The sequence below is a fragment of the Texcoconibacillus texcoconensis genome (genome assembly GCF_014202575.1).
Taxonomy (GTDB): domain Bacteria; phylum Bacillota; class Bacilli; order Bacillales; family Salisediminibacteriaceae; genus Texcoconibacillus; species Texcoconibacillus texcoconensis.
In genome coordinates this window covers 167118-191123 of the sequence record NZ_JACHHB010000002.1, presented here as the reverse complement: position 1 = coordinate 191123, position 24006 = coordinate 167118, and the positions used below count along the sequence as shown (strand labels likewise).

The 24006-nt window shown below is 38.6% G+C and carries 18 protein-coding genes; 16 read left to right on the top strand and 2 right to left on the bottom strand.

Annotation, left to right across the window (positions count from 1 at the left end; translation table 11 throughout):
• The 13 genes from HNQ41_RS02950 to HNQ41_RS02890 form a co-directional block, all read left to right on the top strand.
• Window positions 1-405 (top strand): hypothetical protein (locus tag HNQ41_RS02950; protein ID WP_221301828.1); only part of this gene is annotated, 405 nt, incomplete at its 5' end.
• A gap of 29 nt (window positions 406-434) precedes the next feature.
• Window positions 435-1079 (top strand): hypothetical protein, encoded by a 645-nt coding sequence (locus HNQ41_RS02945; protein WP_184662929.1) that lies wholly within the window; start codon window positions 435-437, stop codon window positions 1077-1079.
• A gap of 365 nt (window positions 1080-1444) precedes the next feature.
• The gene (locus HNQ41_RS02940) at window positions 1445-2152 is read left to right on the top strand and encodes a Crp/Fnr family transcriptional regulator (protein ID WP_184662928.1); all 708 of its coding nucleotides are present in this window, start codon (window positions 1445-1447) and stop codon (window positions 2150-2152) included.
• Window positions 2153-2167: 15 nt separating this feature from the next.
• Window positions 2168-3664 carry a YjjI family glycine radical enzyme gene (locus HNQ41_RS02935; protein ID WP_184662927.1) on the top strand — a complete coding sequence of 499 codons (1497 nt, stop codon included), beginning with the start codon at window positions 2168-2170 and terminating at the stop codon, window positions 3662-3664.
• On the top strand, window positions 3661-4503 hold the full coding sequence (locus HNQ41_RS02930; RefSeq protein ID WP_184662926.1) for a YjjW family glycine radical enzyme activase: 843 nt from the start codon (window positions 3661-3663) through the stop codon (window positions 4501-4503). The genes HNQ41_RS02935 and HNQ41_RS02930 overlap by 4 nt, the downstream gene beginning before the upstream one ends.
• Before the next feature lie 151 nt (window positions 4504-4654).
• A complete protein-coding gene (locus HNQ41_RS02925) occupies window positions 4655-5602 on the top strand; it encodes a nucleoside hydrolase (protein ID WP_184662925.1) in 948 nt (315 codons plus the stop codon).
• Window positions 5603-5755: 153 nt separating this feature from the next.
• Entirely contained in the window at window positions 5756-6637 is an 882-nt protein-coding gene (gene rbsK / locus HNQ41_RS02920) for a ribokinase (protein WP_184662924.1), read from the top strand.
• A gap of 72 nt (window positions 6638-6709) precedes the next feature.
• A complete protein-coding gene (rihC, locus tag HNQ41_RS02915; protein ID WP_184662923.1) occupies window positions 6710-7624 on the top strand; it encodes a ribonucleoside hydrolase RihC in 915 nt (304 codons plus the stop codon).
• A 268-nt stretch (window positions 7625-7892) separates the two neighbouring features.
• Window positions 7893-9221 carry a hypothetical protein gene (locus tag HNQ41_RS02910; protein WP_184662922.1) on the top strand — a complete coding sequence of 443 codons (1329 nt, stop codon included), beginning with the start codon at window positions 7893-7895 and terminating at the stop codon, window positions 9219-9221.
• Between the two features lie 372 nt (window positions 9222-9593).
• Window positions 9594-10319 carry a hypothetical protein gene (locus HNQ41_RS02905; RefSeq protein ID WP_184662921.1) on the top strand — a complete coding sequence of 242 codons (726 nt, stop codon included), beginning with the start codon at window positions 9594-9596 and terminating at the stop codon, window positions 10317-10319.
• 537 nt (window positions 10320-10856) lie between these two features.
• Window positions 10857-11456: a hypothetical protein gene (locus tag HNQ41_RS02900; protein WP_184662920.1), complete on the top strand. Its 600-nt coding sequence runs from the start codon at window positions 10857-10859 to the stop codon at window positions 11454-11456.
• 69 nt (window positions 11457-11525) lie between these two features.
• A complete protein-coding gene (locus HNQ41_RS02895; protein WP_184662919.1) occupies window positions 11526-12623 on the top strand; it encodes a hypothetical protein in 1098 nt (365 codons plus the stop codon).
• Between the two features lie 639 nt (window positions 12624-13262).
• Window positions 13263-16418, top strand: coding sequence for a DUF3427 domain-containing protein (locus HNQ41_RS02890; RefSeq protein WP_184663086.1), 3156 nt, complete (start codon window positions 13263-13265; stop codon window positions 16416-16418).
• 69 nt (window positions 16419-16487) lie between these two features.
• On the opposite strand, the gene HNQ41_RS02885 is transcribed toward HNQ41_RS02890, so the two are convergent.
• The gene (locus tag HNQ41_RS02885; RefSeq protein WP_184662918.1) at window positions 16488-16883 is read right to left on the bottom strand and encodes a (deoxy)nucleoside triphosphate pyrophosphohydrolase; all 396 of its coding nucleotides are present in this window, start codon (window positions 16881-16883) and stop codon (window positions 16488-16490) included.
• Between the two features lie 98 nt (window positions 16884-16981).
• Window positions 16982-18967 (bottom strand): methyl-accepting chemotaxis protein, encoded by a 1986-nt coding sequence (locus HNQ41_RS02880; protein ID WP_184662917.1) that lies wholly within the window; start codon window positions 18965-18967, stop codon window positions 16982-16984.
• Between the two features lie 568 nt (window positions 18968-19535).
• Between HNQ41_RS02880 and HNQ41_RS02875 the strand changes: the two genes are divergently transcribed.
• The 3 genes from HNQ41_RS02875 (at window position 19536) to HNQ41_RS02865 (ending at window position 23840) form a co-directional block, all read left to right on the top strand.
• A complete protein-coding gene (locus tag HNQ41_RS02875; RefSeq protein WP_221301827.1) occupies window positions 19536-21107 on the top strand; it encodes an McrB family protein in 1572 nt (523 codons plus the stop codon).
• 3 nt (window positions 21108-21110) lie between these two features.
• Window positions 21111-22319, top strand: a complete 1209-nt coding sequence (locus tag HNQ41_RS02870) for an McrC family protein (RefSeq protein WP_221301826.1) — start codon at window positions 21111-21113, stop codon at window positions 22317-22319.
• 351 nt (window positions 22320-22670) lie between these two features.
• The gene (locus HNQ41_RS02865) at window positions 22671-23840 is read left to right on the top strand and encodes an IS256 family transposase (RefSeq protein WP_184662916.1); all 1170 of its coding nucleotides are present in this window, start codon (window positions 22671-22673) and stop codon (window positions 23838-23840) included.
• The last annotated feature ends 166 nt before the right edge of the window (window positions 23841-24006 follow it).

The window sequence follows — 24006 nt, the reverse complement described above, 5'->3', positions numbered from 1 at the left end:
CCTGAAGGAAAAAATGCCGCACCTGAAGGAAAAACGGGTTCACCTGAAGGAAAAATTGACTTACATGAAGGGAAAACCGGTTCACCTGAAGGAAAAGTTACCGCACCAGAACGGAAAATCGGTTCGCCTGAAGGAAAAATGACTCACCTGAACGGAAAATCGGTTCACCTGAAGGAAAAAATGCCGCACCTGAAGGAAAAACGGGTTCACCTGAAGGAAAAATTGACTTACATGAAGGGAAAACCGGTTCACCTGAAGGAAAAAATGCCGCACCTGAAGGAAAAACCGGTTCACCTGAAGGAAAAAATGATTCACCTGCCCGAAAAACCTCCCCCCTCCCCCGCCGACAAATCTCAAAGCCGTGTGTATAGTGAAAATGAGGCTCATTCAAACAATGGAGCTTGATCCATAGAGAAATGAGGAGGATGATGACAATGACGATAAATGTTTGGCTGAAACAGGTGATGAAAAAGCAACAAAAGATGAATACACACCAACTATGGGAAAAGATGCAACAAGAAGAACCAACATTAGCGAAAAAAGTGAAAAAGCAATCTGGTAAGAGTTCTCCAATTGCTTATCTCGGCCGACATATTCTAAAACCACTTTCAGAGGAGCACTGGCTTACACGTGACGGTAAAGACTGGGTTATTTGTCTTCCAGAAAATCATTGCGCTTATTGCTTACGCTCGGTTGATGACGTGTATGTGATCGATGCAAATGATCATCTTTACTGCGGGCTCGATTGCTTAGATGACGATGAGGAAGCTGACCCAATCGAAGACGGCTACTGGGATGATTACGCCATGCTCGTAATGGATTTTGAACATTACTATCCCGAAGCACAAAGGTTGTTGAAAACAGCAGACTTCGAAGACGAAGAAGACCGTGCCCTCGCACGCGAACTGTACGATGATTTAGACGAGTACCTAGGATCCGGAGACTTCACGACGATCTATATGAACGGCGGCGACGACGGCCCACTAGCAGCTGAAATGTACCGCATGCTCATGTGCCTTGAAGAAGTGCATGAACAACTTCTCAAGACAATCTCCAAGGACTTCGAAAAACAAACCTAACTTTCACGATGCAGATTTCAAACCACTGCGAACACCTCTTAATACCCTCTTTATGAATAAGTGAAGTCTGGAAGAGGAAGGAAGTTTGAGAGGTTAGCAAGTGGTCTTTTTTGTTTTACCAGGTTTCCGTTTTCACTTTTCCATAAATTAATTTTCAGAAGCACATGAAGTATTCTTATGAAACGCAGTACGCGTAACATGCGGTCAAGTCAACGAGGGTGTGTCACTTTGTCACCAATAACACCTTGCAAATACACTTATGAAAGAAATGTGAAAAGCACTCTCATCTGCAAACATAAAAAGGACATATGTCCTTTTTATGAGCGCGTTCGGTCGATATAATGACACTAAAGGAGGAGGTCATTATGGAGGATATCATCGAAGCAATAAGTAAAGCACCCCAACCTCAACGCCAATACCTACAAACATTATTTGAGGATTACCCTTCAACGAGCCACTCCTTTCGTACTGAAGAAATGAAAACGGATACAAAGTTCATATCAGCAAATGACGCCTGCAATGAACTTTGGATTTTAATTGACGGACAAGTAAGAGCCATTGAAGAGCAAATTTCAGGTGATGTCTATGTATTTTCCGAGTTTCAAGCACCCGCCTTGTTTGGCGAAATGGAAGGGTTGGCGGGTAACACAACGTATAAAGCCACATTAGTCACTTCGACAGCGTGTCAGTTTATCGTCTTACCGATGGAGAACTATATCAACTGGATCAGAAATGACCCAGAGGCATTGTTTTTTCGAACACGTGAAATTATGAGCAGTATTTTGGAGCAGACGACAAATGAACGGACTTACTTGTTTCTAAACGCCGCCGATCGTCTCATGCTTTACATGACCAACTATTATCGAAAGCACGCAAAAGATAAAACGTGCACGATTCAGATCAAACGACAAGAAATTGCCGATCAGACCGGCTACAGCTTAAAAACCGTTAATCGATCCATCAAAAAGCTCTCAGACAACGGCCTGATTACAAACGATAGGGGGAAAATCGTCATTTCTGAGAGACAATACGAAAGACTAGTCGCATTAATAGAGGAAAAGTTTAGTCAATAAAAGGGGCGTGTAAGAATGAGTCAAGTTTTAGACATGGTGACTTCCCAAAAGCTTACTTATGAACAAAAGGTCATGTCACTTGCACATGCCGCAGAAGATACGCTGTCGGTTTTAAATATTCCAGAGAAAACGAGATATTATTTTGAGATCAATGCCATCGATGATTTGTATGAAGGAAGTGCACCTTATCGACCGCGCTATATCATGCCGGATTATGAGCACCTTCTCACAAACGGAAGTGAATTTTTACGGATTGAACCACCGGAAGATATAGATGAATTATTGAATTCTTTGATGATTTTCTATAAGCATGTTCCGTCGATCACAGGATTCCCTGTTTATCTAGGTAACATTGATAAACTCATTGAGCCATTTTTGGATGGCGTTAGCGATAAAAAGGCAAAGAAAAAACTTCGCCTTTTTCTCAATTATCTTGATCGCACGATTACGGATTCTTTCTGTCACGCCAATATTGGACCAGAAGCAACACGTGCAGGAAAGTTGATTCTCGAGTTGGAAAAGGAATTACAGAATGCGGTTCCGAATTTCACGCTTAAATATGACCCGGCTATTACACCCGATGACTATGCTGAATTAGCGGTTCACGCGAGCTTGTACTGTGCGAATCCTGCTTTTTGCAATCACCACATTCATCAGAAGACGTATCCGACTGATTACGGGATTTCAAGTTGCTACAATATTTTGCCAATCGGCGGTGGCGCCCATACGCTTTCTAGAATCACGCTTCCTGGACTTGCGAACGTTGCCACATCCACAGAGCAGTTTTTATACGAACTGCTTCCTGATTGTCTAGAGGCACTGGGCGGTTATATGAACGAACGGATCCGTTTTTTAGTCGAACAATCTGGCTTTTTTGAGTCGTCTTTCCTTGTGAAGGAAGGTTTCATCGACGCTAACAACTTTATCGGCATGTTAGGAATTACAGGATTGGCTGAGTGTACGAATATCCTGATGGGCGAAAATGAGAAACGTTATGGACACGATAGTGAGGCAGACGATCTCGCAGAGCAAATCATGAAGGTGATTTCAAACTTTGCGGCCCAGTTCCCAGCCAAATATTCTAATATTTCTGGTGGACAACTGATGCTCCATGCACAGGTTGGCATGGATTACGATATCGGCATCACTTCAGGCGTGCGCATCCCTGTCAGTGATGAACTGGAGAATATTTATGATCATCTAAGACATAGTGCCAGGTTCCATCGCGAAATTACGACAGGCTGTGGAGATATCTTCCCAATTGAAACGACCGGACGAAATAACCCTAGTGCGATTCTTGATATTGTAAAAGGGGCGTTTTCATTAGGTTCAAAATATATGAGTTTTTACGAAGAGAATAGTGATTTAGTGCGTATTACCGGTTATTTAGTTAAACGTAGCGAAATGGAAAAATACCGCGATGAGCAAGTCGTCCTGCAAAATACGACCCAGCTTGGCACGTCCAACTATGATCATAATCATCTTAAAGATAGAAAGGTGCGGGGAGTATGACGACGGCACCAATCAATAAGGTGATGCCTTTAAGCCTCGTAGACGGACCTGGGAACCGGTCGACGATTTTCTTTCAAGGATGTAACTTAGCATGTGCTTATTGCCATAATCCAGAAACGCAAAATCAATGCCATCACTGCGGAATATGTGTTAGTGGTTGTCCATCGGGGGCTCTGACGAAGGCTGATGGCCGTGTGAACTGGGATCCTGAAGTATGTGTGCAGTGCGATCAGTGTATTCACGTTTGTTCATCAAATGCTTCACCCAAAGTAAGACATCTAACCCCTGAAGAGATTTTCGAGGAGATTCAAAAGAACTTACCATTTATCCGAGGCATTACCGTGTCAGGTGGTGAAAGCACCCTTTATCCTCATTTTATAAAAGAACTGTTCACAATCGCACGAGCACACGGACTTACATGCTTAATTGACAGTAACGGTACCACAGACTTGACTAGCTACCCTGCTTTATTGGCATTATGCGAAGGGGTCATGCTCGATGTGAAAGCCTGGGATCAACAAACATACCAAAAAATCACAGGCGGACTTACGAACGCTGTCGTCAAAAAGAATCTACATCACCTTGCCTGTTGCAATAAATTGGAGGAAATCCGCATCGTCTGTTTACCAGGTGAGGTCGATGCGGAAGCTGTCATCAGTGGCATCGCTGAAACGATTGGCGAAAACGTAACTGACGTCAAGTTAAAGCTTATTACATTTAGGAGCAATGGTGTGAACGGACGTTTGCAAAACACCCCTTCTCCGGATGATACGTATATGCAACAATTGCTGCAGCAAGCCTACGAATTGGGCTTTGAGAAGGCTGTCATTGTTTCATAGTTTAGGTTAACGTCCGTTCATTGGCGAAATATTACTTTGGATTCATCGCGACGCAAGTTTCTCTACGTAAAATCAATACGACGTGCACGAATAAAAATGTAAACGCTTGATTCTCAGCAAGAAGCAACTCTGACTAAGGGAGGTAGAGGCAATGACGAAAAAAGTAATCTTAGACTGCGACCCAGGACATGATGACGCGATCTCAATCATCCTAGCTGCTTCGAATATCAGCGATTTAAAAATTGAGGCGATAACAACGGTTGCCGGTAATGTTGAAGTAGAAAAAAATACACAAAACACACTAAAAGTATGCGACATGATTGGCCTGACAGATGTCCCCGTCGCCCAAGGGGTAGAAAGACCGTTAGTAAAGGAAAGAGAAATTGCCGAAGAAATTCACGGGGATACAGGCTTGGATGGCCCGGATTTACCGGAAATTCCAACCAAGCAAGCGATTGATCAACACGGTGTTGACTTAATCATCGAAAAGGTATTAAACGCCGGTGATGACATCACATTAGTCCCGACCGGTCCACTTACAAACATTGCTTTAGCGATGATTAAAGAACCGAAAATCATTCCTAAGATCAAAGAAATTGTCCTGATGGGCGGAGGAACTTTCGGCAATTGGACACCGGCAGCAGAGTTTAACATCTACGTCGACGCCGAAGCCGCAAACGTCGTGTTCAATAGCGGTGTTCCGATTTCGATGTTTGCCTTAGACGTCACGCACCAAGCGATCGCAACAGATGAAATCATCGAGCAGCTATCGAATATCGACAATGCGACCGCTCATTTCGTTGTTGAGCTATTGGTGTTTTTTAAGAAAACGTACAAGGAAGTCTTCGGGTTCTCAGGTCCACCGATTCACGATGCCTGTACGGTTGCCTACTTACTCGATCCTTCGATTTTCAAATGTCAACATGTCCGTGTTGATGTTGAAACAAAGGGTGAGTTCTCATACGGAATGACCGTTGTAGATAAACTTAAGACAACGGGCAAGGACCCAAATGTCCACTTTGCCTACGAATTGAACTTTGATAAGTTTTGGGATCTCATGACAAAGGCGTTACAATCTTATCAAACACAACCTAACTAAAGGTTCGGCCCTTGTGATATAAGCGTGAAGGCTACAGAATAAAAACAGTAACATGTAGAAAACGAAAGTTTGTCCCCGACTAAGACCGATCGTTTTCTGAGGTGGACACATCCTAGAGAAACGAAAACTGACTAACTAAAGGAGGGAGAACGATTGAGCAAGCCGACAATGACAGTGATTGGGAGTATAAATACAGACATGGTAACCATCACCGATCATTTACCAAATCAAGGTGAAACGCTGGTCGGTAAGGAATTTCATATCAAACCAGGAGGAAAGGGTGCCAACCAAGCGATCGCCGCAGCACGATTAGGCGCCAACGTGAACATGATCGGCAAGGTAGGCCGAGATCAACATGGGGCAGACATGCTCGACGTGTTACAGAAAGAAAATATCGCAACAAGCATGGTGAAAAAGGACGATCAAGCTCCTACAGGTGTTGCAAACATTCTACTATCGGATCAAGATAACCGAATCATTATCGTTCCAGGTGCGAATAACGAAGTCACCCCAGATTATCTGAAATCATTCGAAAAGGTGATCCTTAAAAGTGACCTTGTGTTAATCCAATTTGAAATTCCTGCTGAGACGATCTTATATTGCCTTGATCTCTGTTATGAACATAACGTGCCCATTGTCGTCAATCCCGCACCATCAAAGGAACTCCCTGATGATTATTGGCTTAAAGCCACTTATATTACGCCAAACGAAACTGAGGCAGAACAACTATTCAATATCAGCACGGAAGATTCCCGCCTCAAAGACAAATTGATCGTTACAAAAGGCAAAGAGGGGGTTTCTTATCATGGAAACAATGAATCATTGCTCGTCCCTGCGTATTCGGTAACACCTGTAGATACAACAGGTGCAGGCGATACGTTTAACGGCGCCTTAAGTGTAGCTCTTTCTGAACAGCGACCTTTATCCGACGCAATTCATTTTGCCAATGCCGCCGCAGCCCTATCCATTCAAAAACTTGGTGCCCAGGGCGGAATGCCGACGAGGGCAGAAGTGAATGCCTTTCTTGAGCGATAGTTTTTGAATCAAAATACTTTAAAATCATAGAAATTCATTTATAAGCTTTTAAACTGAAAAGGAGAAAACATAATGACAAAAACACCGATTATTATTGATACGGACCCAGGAATTGATGACGCAGCGGCCATAACCGTTGCTTTGAATGACCCGAAGATCGATGTTCAGCTGATAACAACCATGGCTGGTAATGTACCGGTCGAAAAAACGACGAAAAACGCGCTAAACCTTGTAGAATTCTATAGAAAGGATGTTGAAGTCGCAAGAGGAGCCGCTCAACCCCTTCTTCGTAACTATGAAGATGCAAGTTATTATCACGGGGAATCAGGGATGGATGGATATGAATTTCCCCATCACGAAAGAAAAGAAAGCGACCTTCACGCAGTCCAAGCGATGAAAAAGGTGTTCGATAAAAGTGAGGAGCCAATAACGCTCGTAGCGATTGGCGCATTGACGAATGTCGCCCTTCTACTGATGGAATATCCTGAAGTGAAAAAGAAAATCAAAGAAATGGTGATCATGGGAGGTTCACTATCTTCTGGTAACGTGAACAGTGCAGCAGAGTTTAACATCTATGCCGACCCACATGCTGCAAAAATCGCCTTTCAATCAGAAATTCCGATTGTGATGGCTGGATTAGATGTCACATTGAAGGCCTTATTATATCCTACATCCTTCGAGCAATTACCGAGCCTTGGACGAACGGGGAACATGCTGCACGGGTTGTTTTACCATTACCGAGGCGGATCACCAGAAACAGGCTTACAGCTGCATGACGTTTGCACCTTGTTTTATATCCTTTATCCAGAGAAAGTAGAAACGAAAGACTTATTTGTAGAAGTAGCCACAGAAGGCCCAGCGATTGGAGCGACAATCGCAGACCTCCACCAAAGACAGCAAAATCAAACGAATACAAAAGTGTGCGTAGATATCGACGTCGACTTTTTTAACGAGTGGTTTTTAGATTCGATTAGAACAATCGGTTAAATCGGAAAACATTTAGACAAGCAATGCTAGTCGGTGTTCAAGACAGGGACACATCCTGTTCACCTCATAGTGGATGTGTCCTGTATAGAAACAAGCCCAGCAATGATCATGTTGACCTCACAGTCCCTACGCTCACCTCTTCCTTCACAAAACAAGTTAAATCCCAGAAATAAACGGGAATATGAAGATAAACGGCATAATAGGGAAGTTGCCCCCTATGAAACTTAAAGGAACCACCGAATGACCATAAACGTGAGGAGGAGAACAAATGAAAATGATCGCCCTCATAGCCATGTTTCTTGTCACCGCCTGTTCAGCCGCTAACCAATCGGTCAACAAGATCGAAGACCACCTACAAAAAGGAGACATCCAAGCCGCCGTCACAACCTACGAAGAAGCCACCAACAACGACGACTACGACGACGAAACCCAAGCAGACATCCAACAACAAACCGAGTCCACCGTCAAAAACTTCACCCAAGAACAAACAACCGCATTTAAAGAAGGCACCCTCACCCACGAAGATATCACAACAATATTAGACGACCTACACAACTTTGACACCCCAGCCATCCACACAATCATCGATGAAGAAAGAGACGAGGTCGAAACCTACCAAACCTCTATCGATCATTTCCACACCGCCAAAGACCACTCTAACCAAGGAAACTACCTCGACGCACTCGAACATTACGAACAAGTGACCGAAGAAACCGAAACCGAATACACCCAAGCACAAGAACAAATCGAAGCCACCAAAGAACACCTATACAACCAACAAACCACCCAAGCCAATGAATCCTACGAAAACCACCAATACCAAGAAGCCTACGAACACATCACCACCCTAGAAGACCACTTCCAAGGAGAAGCACAATACGAAGAACAAAAAGACCAATACCTTAACGCCATGATTGATGACGGTTTAGAACGAGCCGTAGAGCATACAGATAACGAAAGTTTCCGTGAAGCCATTCTTCTCTTAGAGGACTTGCAGGCCCACGGCGAACGAGAAGATGAAATCGCCGAACAATTAACAGAAACAGAAGCGGCTTACGAAGCATATCAAGATGATCGAAAAGACGAACTGTTGGCCCAAACGAATGAAGTGTATGACGACATGACCGGTGTGACATACATTGCACCACAAGGATACGCGGCACAATATATCGAGATTGACCGCTACGAAGTATCATTTTACCCACGAATTATTGAAATCGATGGAGACGCCCTTTTTGGCGTTGTGACAGGGTTTCATCAAGACAGTTGGCTATTCTATGAAAGCATCATGTTCAACGTCGACGGCGACCGCTTCGAATGGATGTTTAACTCATACGACCGCAACACCGATATCGGTCGTGGAATCTACGAGTGGTATGTTTTTGATGATATTGCTATGCCAGATTTACTGGAAGACGTCGAAAAAATCGCCAATGGTGAACAAGTCGACATTCGTTTCGTCGGAGAAGGGTTCCGAGACTACACGTTAACAGACGCAGAAAAAGAGCAGTTCACTTTGTTTTTGGAATTATACGAGTATTACGATGGTGGGAGAAGCGATGCGAGTTGGGGTGAAGGAGATTTGGATGCGTTGTGACAGTGTATTTATGTGAAGGTGAACAATTCCCTCTGCAACCAAGGTGTTTTAAGAGGGGATTGTTTTTAATAATATTGATTTGAAGTTATTGGAAGATTGTTAGATAATAAAGGGAGAGTATGTCGTGATGCAAGTGATGGATCGAGTTAGAAAGAGTCATTAGCGAGAGATATGGAAAATTAGAAACTATGGCTCTTAATGTTTTAGTAGAAAATCCTGTTGCTTGTTCTAGCATAAATATCCTTCTTTTTTTAAGTTTTTTCCGAATTAAATAATCCAGAATATATTCTTTAAAAAATGCAACCCATTGTTTTTTATTAGTAAAAGAGGAAATTGGAATCCCTTTTCGAATTCTTGTCAGGAGTTGATAAGATGACAAGTGCTTTTGAAAATTTTTTCAAGTATCAAAGGCAATTGAACGAGTTAACTAAATCACCAGCACAAGATATGATTGATCTTCATAAAGAATTAACTGCTTCTCCGATTCGAGACATAATCGATGAACATAATATATTATTCGAATCATCAGTTATTACAGGGCCAATGTGTCAAGATGTTATTGACAAACAAAACTATATTAACGAAGCACTAAAAAGCCCGACACAAGAAATATTTGAACATAGCCCGATTTTTAATGATTATTTAAACATTCACAAGAATATGCTAAGCATGCCTGAAAATATAGGTGTTAATTCTGTTGTAGATCCTTTTAGGGAACTACAAAGTTTTATAAACAATTTCGGAAGGTACGAAAGTCATGACGATTTAGAATCTTTCGTTGTTATTTCTGGGAATGAAGAAGATAAGTTCACCTTAGAGGAAATTGAAGGGTTCGTACAAGAGCGGGTTGAATTGGTAAAAAAAGAGGTTGGTAATGTTCCGAACATTGATAAAGTTTTAGAGGAGAACCAACGCCATAAAGAAATAATTATTTCTTGGCTTGAAGAAATAATGAAATCCATCAAAGAAAGTAAAGAAAAAGATGACCCTTCTGTATATAGAAAGACTATGGAGAATTTAAAACTCTTAAAAGAAGATGTTGGAGTTTTTTTTGATCTATACCTCTTAGGTCTAGTGATTTATATAATTTTTACATGAATGCTACTAAGGTATTGATTTTCTTCAAAATTTCCGGTTATTGGCTTTCTTTTTTCGAGTTTGATCTATATCTTTTATCTATTTTATGTTTTGTACTACCAGACGTTACAACGGTATAAGAGAACAAAGGCTGTACATTTACGACCATTTTGGCCATTTAGCTCCTTCAAATAATAAGGGGGATATCTGGGTTACTGATAAAAAAATAGGAGCTAGCTAGAGGGCTTTCAGCTAATAAACCACCTAATCCACACAGCGGTTTAGGGGCTTGTACCTCTTGTTAACTGATTTTTTCGTGAGGGTAAGCCAAACCTCATGTTTTTGATCTTTATATAGTTATATTTTAACTTTTAAAAGTCTAAATATTAAGAAAATAATTACTGATTGGTGAAAAGAATATAGAATGCAAATTGAAAATAATTAGTAAAGGGAGAATTAATGAATGAAATCGATAGAATATAAACGGAGATTCATTGGTTTAAAACAGGAACCTGTCTTAAATTATGTTGTAAGATTACCAGGAGGAGAAGTGGAGAAGTGGGTGAAGCAAAAACCCCTTTTTATTTATGTGATCTAATATTTCATGAGGATTTTACAGATTGTGAAGATCCTGTAACATGGTATGTATTAATGATTAACCGGTTAAGAGACTTTGCGGCAACAGCATCTATGAACCAAGAAAGAGTTTTGATATATGATGCTAAAGGGTTGGTTTATGATACTGCCACTCCATATAGTGATGAAGATAGAGATGATGATGAGCTGAGTATCGTGAATTATAATAATCCTAAAGTTATTGATGCTTATGACCCTTGGACAGCAATTGCAAGCTTAATAAAAGAAAGGTTCATTCATATATGGGGAAAATACCCTACATTTTCCGAGGAAAACAAAACTCATGGTTGCAAAAACTGCATCTTTAATACTCAGAAAAAAGGAGAGCCCTTTTGCATTGCATGGGATTATAAAAATGCTCAAAGGGAATGGGAAAAACCATGCTTTTGGTTAACCAATGGAGAAAAAATGAAAGCTCACCATTATGTTTATTCAGATGAAGTAATGCGGGATATGTCACATCGAGTAACCTATAGGTCGGTTAGTTTGAGAACTGATAAGTATAAGGGTTTGGAGAAGTAAATTTGTCGCTTTTTATGATCGTATTAGACTTTAATTCATATCACTTTGTTTAGGTTTGGGGGAGTAAAAATGGATGGTGTCATTTATTATCCAACAATAAATATTCCACAAGGTACATGGTTAAAAAGTGCACTTTTTTATTGGGATCGTATTCAAACAATTGCTCCTATAGAATATGTAGACAGGCCTGAAATGTTTAAGAAAAAATATATGAGAGATTTGATAGATTACGAATTGGTGACTCCGACAGCACCAGAATACTATATCATGAGCATGGATGGATTTGAGCAAAACTTTTTAAATTATGTTGAAAAACATATTGAACCAAAAAATTTTGAGGGACTAAGAAATTGGAAAGATAACAAAAATAGAAAAGGAAAGTTAACTCCATTTACTATACATAGTGGTAAGATAATGGATTTAGGAGCAGAATTAGAACATAGAGGTTACGTAAGAAGAATTGATGGTGGTTGGTATGAGGCACCTGATATTATTGCCAAACCATTTATGGCTTATTTAGCAAGTTGTTTGAGTGTTAAAAACGATTTGACGCCTTTTACTGATAATAAAAAACACCTGCATGATTTTTTAAAGAAAACATCCGAGAATAGGGTGAAAATTGATGGTCTTCAACATAATTCAATGCAAAGAGTAAATGTAACCAATAGTGATAGTTTGAGAACGAAAATTTTAAGTAATTTACTTGTTTTCCCTGATGGGAATATCACACCTGCCCAAATTAGGCGTTTTAAGGATAAGTATTATCATCAACTAAATAATTTGAAGTCTGAAGTAGAAAAATTTTTAATATCCATTCAGACTAAAAATGTAAGTAAGCAGGAAAAAGAAACGAAGGAGTTTATATATATAGCAACTGAAATGCGTGATGAAATTGCATCTAATATGAAATCTTTCAAGTGGGAGTACTTGAGGGTATCAAATTTATGGATGGTTGTTAAACCTAGTGTTGATTTTGCTTCTGATTTTGGAACTGATGATTACAATTCTGCATTGTTGGACTTTGCACAGGTAGTAAAAAGTGCGATGTCAGTTCACAATGGTATAGCAGAAGAAAGAAAAAACGAATTGTCCAAGCCTTTTGCTTATGCTGCTACATTTAATAAACATTTTTCACGATACAGCTTTCCTAGACAACGTATCTTTTAAAACAAGAAATGTAAACGCTCCATCATAAAAAGTAGGGTGACTGTTTCTAGAGAGAAATTGAGGCAAATACTTAAAGAAAATAGGCATTTTATAGTAAGTTATTTGTATGGAAAGGAGCTTTCACCATTGTTTCTCATTCTCAAGATGGACATTTTGTATCACGTGAATTCCCGTTAGTTTACGTGGATAAATCCAAAGCTACCTTTTACTATATATACTTGTTTTCACCCTTCTAGAAACACCGAAACTTGAAAAAAATCCTGAAGATTCAGCAGCTTTATTAGAAACAGTATGAAAAATATGGTTTTTAGCATTAGAAATACCTTTAACACCTACTAAAATACAAAGTGAAATGTTTAATGTATGGAAAGTTGATAGAGAAAAATAAATTAGAAGCACTAATCTCACAGGAAAGTCCATTTATTTGTATATTTACCGACACCCTCTGGTGATATAAGGGGGTTATCCTTGGAGATGAAAAAGTCTGTTCAACCGATTGGGTCATGGGTGACTGTGTAAAACTAAAACTATGCTAGAAAAAGTGTTTTGATAAAATGGAAGTTTTGACTGTTAAAGAATGAGAGTAAGCAACAGTTGAAATAAATTGAAGGGGTAGTTTCTGAAAAGGAGGGGATCTCCATTCCACATCAAGGTATTTATGAGGAAATTATTTCAAAGCAATTACATGATCAACTGGATTTACTGGATAATGAGAAGTTTGAAATAAATAAAGAGTCACTAGACGTTGAAGAAGCGAGAAAAATGTTGTCCTCTTACATATCGACTATTACTAGGAGAGCATTGAAATATGTGAGAGATCATGTAACAGATGATAAAGAAGCATTACTCGAACAAATTGAAACTTGTAATAGTATTATTGAAACATTGAGTAACCGCCTAAGTGATGAAGAGTTAAAAAGGTTACAAATTAAAGAAGAAGGAGAAGTGCTTACTTCTGTTTATTCTACGATTAATAGTGTACGAAGTGTGAGGAAAGAAAAAGAAGTTCGACCTGTCACATCAATTGCTGAAAGCTCACTGTTTACTGGGTCTAATTCTGAACCTGATATGCTTAGTGAACTGAAAAAGGAAATTTTATCAGCGGATGAAATCGGTTTTTTAGTTTCCTTCGTCAAATGGAGTGGCATTCGAATCATTATCGATGAGCTTAAATCGTTTGCTGAAAGCGGTGGGAAGTTACGGATTATTACTACTTCTTACATGGAAGCGACGGATTATAAGGCGATTATGGAATTGAGTAAGCTGCCAAATACAGAAATTAAAATTTCGTATGATGTGGATCGGACTCGTCTTCATGCAAAAGCCTATATGTTTAAACGTGCTACAGGTTTTACAACTGCATATATCGGATCTTCAAACTTATCCAATCCTGCGCTAACGTCGGGATTAGAATGGAATTTAAAAGTTACAGAAAAAGATTCGTTTGATATCATTCGACAGTTTGATGCAACTTTTGAAAGTTATTGGAACGACGGGGAATTCAAGAAGTTTAACAGCGAAATGGAAAAAGATCAAGAACGCTTAAAATTAGCACTAACCAAAAAAGAAAAGAAGGAGAATACTGACTTTCACTTTAGCTTTGACATTCAGCCTTATCATTATCAAAAAGAGATGTTAGAAAACTTGGAAGTCGAGCGTGAAGTGTTTGATAGACATAAGAATTTATTAGTTGCCGCTACAGGTGTCGGCAAGACGGTTATTTCTGCTTTTGATTATCGTAGGTTTATGAAAAAGAATGGAAATCGTGCAAAACTTTTATTTGTAGCTCATCGAGAAGAAATCTTAAAACAAAGTAGAGATACGTTTCGAGCGATCCTAAAAGATTTTAATTTTGGGGATTTACTAGTTGGTGGAAGTGAACCTAGCTCCTTGGATCATTTATTTGTTAGTATTCAAAGTTTTAATAGTATGAAATTGTACGAGAAAGTAACAAGTGATTTTTATGACTTTATTATTGTTGATGAATTTCATCATGCTGCGGCAAATTCCTATCAAAAATTACTGAACCATTTCCAACCGAAAGTGTTGTTGGGCTTAACTGCAACACCAGAGCGTATGGATGGCAAAGATGTTTTATCATATTTTGATGGGCGAATTGCTTCAGAAATGCGCTTAACAGAAGCAATAAATAAAAAACTGCTAAGTCCATTTCAGTATTTCTGTGTTAGTGATACGGTGGATTTATCAAAACTGAAGTGGCGAGGAAATGGGTATGACTTAAAAGAACTAGAGAATGTATATACTAATGACAAAATACGTAGTAATCAAATCGTGAATAGTTTGTACAAATATGTAACCGACATTGCCGAAGTAAAGGGGTTAGGATTTTGTGCTGGCGTTGAACATGCGAAGTATATGGCAAATTATTTTAATGAAAGAGGCATCCCATCAATTGCTTTACATGGTGAATCGGAAAAAGTGGAGAGAGAGTCAGCAAGAAATGACTTGGTAAACGGAGACATAACATTTATTTTTGTTGCAGACCTCTACAATGAAGGGGTCGATATTCCTGATGTAAATACGATTTTATTTTTGCGTCCAACAGAGAGTCTAACTGTGTTTTTACAGCAGTTGGGTAGAGGGTTACGCTTGGTGGAAGGAAAAGAATGTTTAACGGTTTTAGATTTTATAGGACAAGCCCATAAAAATTATAGTTTTGAGGAAAAATTCCGTGCATTGATAGGAAAAACTAAGTACTCTATTAAACATTATGTAGACAAAGGGTTCTCTAATTTACCAAAGGGAAGTTTCATTCAATTAGAGAAGCAAGCAAAGGAATATATTCTAAGCAATATAAAAGCAACGGATAACACGAAACGAAACTTGTTACAAAAATTAAAAGCATTCCATAGGAATAGTGATCAAGAATTAAACTTAGTAAACTTTCTAAATTATTATCAATTATCTCTTTATGATTTTTACGGGAAGAGCGGGAATCGATCTTTTCAACGAATGTTGGTTGAAGCGGAACTTGCTCCTGATTTTAAACTTGAAAAGGAAGTAGAGATTACGAAGCGATTACCGAAGTTATTTCATTTAAACTCAAAAAAATTACTTGAGTTTTTTATCGGGTATGTTCGTGGGAACCGAGAGATTACTAAAGATGACGAGAGACTAATGCGTAACATGCTCTATTATTCTTTTTACAGATATGAACCAGAAAAAGAAGGTTTCGGAAGTGTTGAAGAGGGATTAATGAGAATCTTAGAAAACGAGCAAATGCGATTTGAGATTGAGGGGATTTTGCAGTATAATCACCAATCAATTAAAACGCTGGAAATAGCACATGATTTTGATTTTAGTACGCCGTTAACGGTACATTCAACGTATTCTAAGGAACAAATTATGGCAGCGTTCGATTACTTTAATGAAGAGGAATGTCCAGCATTTAGAGAAGGTGTAAAACATTTTAAAGATAAGAAAATCGATACGTTTTTTATCACACTAAATAAATCCGAAAAGGACTTCTCGCCATCAACACGTTATGAAGATTATGCGATTAATGAGCGGTTATTTCATTGGCAATCACAAAGTACACTGACAGAATCAAGCCCAACTGCACAGCGGTACATTCACCATAAGGAAAATGACCACAAAATTGCACTTTTTGTTCGTGAATATAAAAAAGAAAATGGATATACTGCGCCATTTACTTTCTTGGGTACGTGTGAGTACGTAAGACATTATGGTGAAAAGCCGATAAGCTTTGAGTGGAAATTAAATGAAGAAATGCCACCGAGTCTATTACCGAAAGCAAACAAGAATATCATTTGATTGCTTAAGTCTGAGTCTTCTCATAAAAGCGGGAAGGCTCTTTTTTGGTACGCATATAGAGTTTAAGACTTATAGCTCATTCACCAATTGTTCCACTGCTGGAATATCAGCCGGTGCCCATTTCAATGAGTTGAGATTTTCTCTTTTTAACCAAATGAGTTTAGAATGCTCACTATTTACAGGGGTTCCTTCCACCACTTTACACTTTATGGCGATCAGGTTGATGATAAACGCCTCATATTCATGTACATTTTCATTGAATAATTCTTCCGTTTCAATTTTACAATGCATTTCCTCTTCAATTTCACGAGCTAAGGCTGCATAGATGTCTTCACCTTCTTCAACCTTACCACCTGGAAATTCCCACAAGTTAGGAAGAGACATTTCTGGCGATCGTAATGCACATAAAATTTCTTCGTTCTCATTTTCGATGATAGCTGCCACAACTTTCGCTGTTTTCTTCATATGTATTCCCTCCGTTCTTTTTAAGGTATATTAAAAATCAAGGCACTTTACAACTTTCTAGAAAGTGCCTTGATGTTTTGGGTTTTATGTTTCGATGGTTATTTGTGTAATTTAAATTGAGAAAGGGATTCATTAAGGTCTTCGGCATATTTTGCTAAGCCTTCTGCCATACTGTTAATTTCCTGCATGGAGACATTTTGTTCTTCCATTGTAGCTGATAGTTGTTCTGAGGCTGCGGAACTTTCTTCTGTAATACTTGCGATGTTCTCAATGGCTGATACACTTTCTGCTATACGCTCGGTAATTTGAGTGGCTGCTGATGAAACTTGACCAACTGTTTCTGTCATCTCTCTTACTACTTGGTCGATTTCTTTAAAAGAATCAACATTTTCATCAATGACTTTTCCGCCTGTTTGAACTTGATTTACGACTTCTTTCATTGATTGTCCTGATTGAGAGACCTCTGTTTGGATTGCGCTAATGATGGAAGAAATTTGGTCTATTTCATTACCGGTTTGCTCGGCTAATTTTCTTACTTCTTCAGCTACTACTGCGAATCCTTTTCCGTGTTCGCCTGCTCTTGCGGCTTCAATTGAAGCATTTAATGCTAGAAGGTTTGTTTGGTCAGAAATTCCTTCAATGACATTTAAAATGCTAGATATTTCTTTTGATTTTTCACTTAAAATCATGATCTCATTTGATGTTTCTGACACTTTAGACTCAATAAGGTTCATTTGCTCTTTGGCTTTACTAGAGCTTTCAATTCCTTTATTGCTTGTTTGTAATCCGTTAGTTGAATGATGATCTAACTGTTTTAAATTTGCATTTATATTCTGAATATCTTCATTTATTGTTTGTATAAATACTAAAGCATTATTTGTTTCTTCTGCTTGTGATGTAGCCCCTGTGGCTAATTCTTCTGTTGTTGAAGATACTTGCTCGATACTGTCTTTAATTTGGGTTGATGAAGAAGAAAGTTCTTCACTTGATGCTGCAGTCTGTTCTGAAATTGTATTGGCACTACCGATCAAATCTCGGATACTTTCTACCATTTTGTTTACAGATATGGCTAACGTTCCAATTTCATCTTTATTTTTAACAGTTAATGATGGAACGCTCAAGTCGCCATTTGCAATTTGTTCGAAATGGTTGGACATGTCTGTTAATGGCTTTAAAAAAGAACGTAACAGAATAATAATAAATCCAATGCCGATCATAGAAATGAATGTTCCTAATAAAAAGTTATTTAGGTTCTGTCTGTTGACTTGCGCGATTTGTTCTGTTTGGTCTTCTACTCGTTGTATATACCATTTGACATCTTCATTAAAATCTTTGAGAGGAATGATATTAACCTGGTGGGAGTCTATATTTTCACTGATCATTTTGTTCTGGTTGATATCTTCCATCATCGGATTTGTGATAGAGACAGGACTTTCTTCTTCGGTCCCTAGTAAATATCTTGCTTGATCATCCTCAATCCCATAAAAAAACCATTCTCCATCGTAGTTTGTTTTCAGTTGGTCTAATATGCCTTTGTGCAAACCTAATCCAATTTCAACTGTACCTATATGTGAGTTATCATGTGAGATAGGAATAACATGTCTAAATCCTGCTCCTGCTACGCCACCTTCTAGGGCTGTGATTACCTCTTCTCTTTGGTTGGCTTCCACAACAGTTTGGCGAAAGCTAGTCAAATCGTCCCCGTAGTCTTCAGGCTGATGCGCACGGAAGAAACTCGTTCCATTTGGTAAATGAAATTGGAACTGTTCAATTCCGTGATCGCTTAAATTTTCCATGATTGGAAGCGTTAAATCATTTAATCGATCTCTATCTCGATCTGCAAATGCATTGATAATGTCTTCGTTCTCTTCAATTGCAGCAATTCCTATTTCTATTTGCCTAAACTGGTTTGTAATCGTATTATTCACTGCATTAGAAATTAGGTCTGATTCTCGTTCTGCATTATGTTCTCTAAGTGATGACTGATCTGTAAATCCCTTGTACAAGAAAAAAATGACTAACAAAGCAACAATAAACAGCGTCACTGATGCTACTTTTGTTATAAGACTTTTGTTGCTAAACACAATACTTCCTCCTTTAAAGCACTCGGGTTTTTGAATTTAACTAAAAATAATAGCATTAATATCTTCTATTAAATCATCTATAACAAAACTATAGACCTAAAAATATATATCTTCTCTAATTCTTCACATTTATCGGACATATTTTGGTCACACGAATACGCCTTTGTCATGTATGATCAGTGTCTTGTAATGAGGGACGCACTTGTGATCTTGAAGCGGTATATTGCGAATGTTGTTGGTACGATGGCTGAAGAAAAAGAACGATGCGCCAACTCGCGGACGCAGTTCAGGAGCGTCGGCAAGAGGGGCTATCATTGGGCTGGAAGGGTTGTTTTACCAATAGTGTGTGAAGGACAGCGTGACATGTATGTTGCTTGATTAGAAGCGGAATTCCGTCTCTTCCCTTCCATTGGCAATCATGTCGCTTGAATAGTAAAATATTAGTAATATCAATGTTCGGGCAAGTAAATGAATAAAGTGAAATGCACTGTTTTTTTATAGTGTATTTGATCCATCATATAACGCATTAAAGGAGAAATATAAACATTAATATGTGGGGTGTGAAATCTTGAGTATAAGTGGCGACATTACACTTGAAAAACTGAAAACTGAGTTATATACGTTTTATGAAAAGCCGTTAAATCAACTCATTGTAAGAATTCGCCGATTTCGTGCAGAACAAATCCGTCAATTACTGTCTCGTCCGGAGAATGTTGATTTGGATACATTTAATAAAGAGATATGGTCGATTGGATATGGGATGATAAATAATAAAAGAGTTAATATTTTTGAAATGAGTGAAAAGGATACATCTAGTATTGAAGCGTTGAAGCAAGCTATAGAAAAGGGGGAATTTCAATACTATGGGAATTCAATATGGGGATCAGGGTCACGACAGTTTGGCCCTCAACTAACACATGAAACCGACCTAGACAAACAGGAACTGATTCATCATGCTATAAAAATATTGAATGATGAGAAAAAATCACCCATTGAAAAAGCGAGAGAAATATATCAGATTCGAGGTTTTGGATACAATACTGCAACAGGCCAAGTCATGGTTTTTCATCCTGATCAATTTGCACTCTATAATAAAGAGTCAAAAAGTGCGTTAAAAGGATTAGGTTATACATTTGAAAGTATTGACGAGTTTCAGCAGCAAATGACTGAACTATATACTGAACTGGGTGTTAAAGATTATCTTGAGCTAGATTTCTTTTTGTTCCAACTTAATCAAAATCAGTTGTCGAAGAGCATTCATGTTGAACCAACAGAAATACCTCAGGATCCGATAGAAAATACAGAGTTGAATCAAACCTATTCTATTTCTGATTTAAGTAATGATATTGGTGAATCGACAGAAGCCATCAATCGATGGATTCGTGCCATTGAAAGGAAAGGACAAGGCATATTATATGGCCCACCAGGAACAGGTAAAACATACATAGCAGAGTGGTTGGCTAAATATTTCATAGGTGGTGGCGAGGGCTTTTCTGATCTCGTGCAATTTCATCCTAGTTATGCTTATGAAGACTTTATTCAAGGTTTAAGACCTGTGACGAATGAAAATCAAGTACTTCAATATGATGTTGTTCCTGGTCGCTTTCTTGAATTTTGTGAAAAAGCTCGTACAAAAACTGGAGATTGTGTTTTGATTATCGATGAGATTAACCGTGCGAATCTATCTAGAGTGTTCGGGGAGTTGATGTATTTATTAGAATACAGAGACCGGAGTATTCCACTTGCCGGAGGAGGTAACTTCAGCATTCCAACAAATGTCAAGGTGATCGGAACGATGAACACCGCTGATCGTTCGATTGCGTTAATGGATAATGCTTTGCGTAGAAGGTTTGCTTTTATTTCCTTATATCCTAATTATGATATTTTACGTCAATACCACCAACAAACAGAAACCAATGTTGAGCCACTAATAGAAGTATTACACGACTTGAATGAACAAATTGGGGACCCTCATTATGAAATAGGTATATCTTTTTTCTTGATTGAAAACCTTCACCAACATTTGGGAGATATTTGGTGTATGGAAATTGAACCATATTTAGAAGAGTATTTTTTCGATCAGCCAAACAAAATTCAACAATTTCGTTGGCAAAGTGTGAACGAACGATTAAGGGTGTAATTCATGGAATGGCTAACGTTAAAAGAATATGAAGCACAGTTTTTTTCGATAAACACGATTACTACTGAAATGGGAGAACGGATTTGGGAGAATTACGGAAGTAAAGTAACGGTTGAATTTCCTTCGCCAAAGACTAATGAGCATTGGCTGTTAAAATCTCAAGGGTGGGTTGGATATATACCAATAAATCCAGATATGGGCCTATACCTTGCCCCAAAAGTTTCACTGTCAAATATTTTTCGTATGCTGGAATATGCTTATGAGTTAAAATCTTTTCAGTTTCTAGAAGGATGGATGGAGTGTGAGACGTTACAAGAATTCTATGATCGACTTGCCTATTTGTTAAGTCAGAAAATCCAACAAAGGTTAAAAAAAGGGATATATCATGAGTACCAACAGCAAGTAGATCGACTTCCTTATGTTCGTGGAAAATGGAATGTGCATGATATGTTAAGAAGGCCTTTGGATACAGGGGTGGTGTGTGAATTTGATGAGCATCTTTCAGATATAGAGGATAATCAAATCCTTTTATGGTCGTTGAAGAAGATACGTCAAAGTGAACTGTGTAGTGAACATGTCCAAAAGCATATTGGTAGAGCTTATCGTGCTCTACAAAGCCAAGTATCACTTGTTCCACTTGCTGCAAATAAATGTCGCAATCGTTCATATAACAGAATGAATGTAGACTATCAGCCATTACATGTCTTGTGTCAATTATTTTTGGAACATATGGGCCCACACCATCAAACTGGAGAACAGAGGATGCTTCCATTTATTGTGAATATGGCACAGTTGTTCGAACGTTTTGTTGCTCAATTCTTAAGTGAATATTTACCTGAAAAGTATGAATTGAAAGTGCAAGAACGTGTTCCAATAGGAGAACGAAGTTCATTGTATATGGACATTGATTTAGTCATTTATGATGTAGCAACAGGCGAAGTGAAGTGGGTCATAGACACGAAATACAAAACTGCAAAACTACCTAGTCAACAAGATATTTACCAAGCTGTTTCCTATGCCACTTCAAAGCATTGTGCAGAAGCAATTCTAGTTTATCCGACAAAACATATACAATCATTTGATGAACAAATCGGTGATATTAGAGTAAGAAGTGTATGTTTTGACTTAGAAGGTATTCTTGAGGAAACAGGTCAACAACTGTTAAGAATGATTTTCGACTCACACGAAAATGAACAACCTATGACGTTTTGAGAAAAGTGATGAATGAGCCGGGGGTCCGGGTTTGTAGATAAAAATGTCCAAAGTAAAATTTTGATGTTTAATATAGATATAAATGTTGTTGGCAGTTGGTGATGAGGCCATGACACTATATGCGGCGCGTGAAAAAACAAAGCTGAAAGAGTGTTGGTCTTTTTAAGAGTTAACTGTAGCTAAAACATTAATGTTTAGTTTGATTAAATACCAGCTAATAGTGAAATGAGGGAAGTGCAGTGTCAAAGTGGGATGACGTAAAATAGTTTGTGTAATAGATTGAGATAAAAAAAGAGGTAGGGTATCCTCAGAGTTAACGACCAAATCAACTTGAGAGGAGATGCCCTACCTATGAGTACAAGTATAGGACAAAAATCACTAGAAAATCAACTAGATGAAATGGTTCGTGAATTCGTTGAAGAAAAGTTAGAGCTTATCATGAAGGAAGAAATGGAGAATTTCTTCGAAAATGAACATCCTGAGCTAAAAAATGCGAAAAATGGTCATTACCAACGTCAGCTTGATACCAAATACGGACGCATTGATGATCTACAGGTTCCGCGAGATCGCGATAATCACTTTCAGACTGAGCTTTTTAACCCATATGAACGCCAACAAGCTTGGCTAGGCGAAACCATTATTCAAATGTATCAAAAAGGCATGAGCACTCGAGAAATCGGTCACTTTCTCGATCGTATCTTAGGTCATTCCTATTCTCCAGCAACGATTAGTAATATTACCGATCTTGTGGAGGAGGATATTGAAGCTTGGCAACAGAGAGAACTTCAAGCTCGGTATTCCGTCGTTTATCTAGACGGCACATACATTAAACTTCGACGCGATGATGTAGCCAATGAAGTCGTATACCTTGTTGTTGGTGTCACTGAAGATGGCTACCGTGAAATTCTCGGCTTCTATGTAGGTGGTCAAGAAAGCTCTTTGGGTTGGCGAAATATTCTGTTGGACCTCTACAATCGAGGTGTTCAGGAAATTCTGCTTGGCGTCTTTGATGGATTGCCAGGGCTAGAAGACGCAATGAAAGAAGTCTATCCAAAGGCGGATGTGCAGCGTTGCGTTGTACATAAAGTGAGAAACACCCTAAATAGTGCTCGGAAAAAAGACCAATCAGCATTAGCCGAGGATCTAAAGCCCATTTATGAAGCAAACACAAAAGATGAAGCTTATGAATGTTTTCAAACATTTCGTGAGAAATGGTATAAAAAATACCCAAAATCCGTTAAGTCATGGGAACAGGACCTTAATGTCCTTTTAACGTTTCTTGATTATCCTTCCTCTATTCAACCAATGATTTATACAACCAACATTATTGAACGGACAATAAAGGAAATTAAGAAGCGCACTAAAACAATGAATAGTTTGCCAACAGAAATGGCGGCAGAAAAAGTTGTCTATCTCCAGTCTGTTGAATATAACGAGAAGTGGACTCAGCGCAAACTGAGAGGGTTTAGCGCAGCTCATGCCGAGCTGCAAGACATGTTTAAAAGTCGCTATGGCAATTAAGCGCAGGGTTTGGAAAATTTTCACTTCGGAGCCCCTTGGGGCTCCGAAGTGCCACCCATTATTAAATGCCTGAGTGATACCCTATGAAAATTACACAAACTTATTGACGCTACCGTTTGATTAGGATACATTAGTTTAAATTTGGTAAAAATAATTATTAAATAAT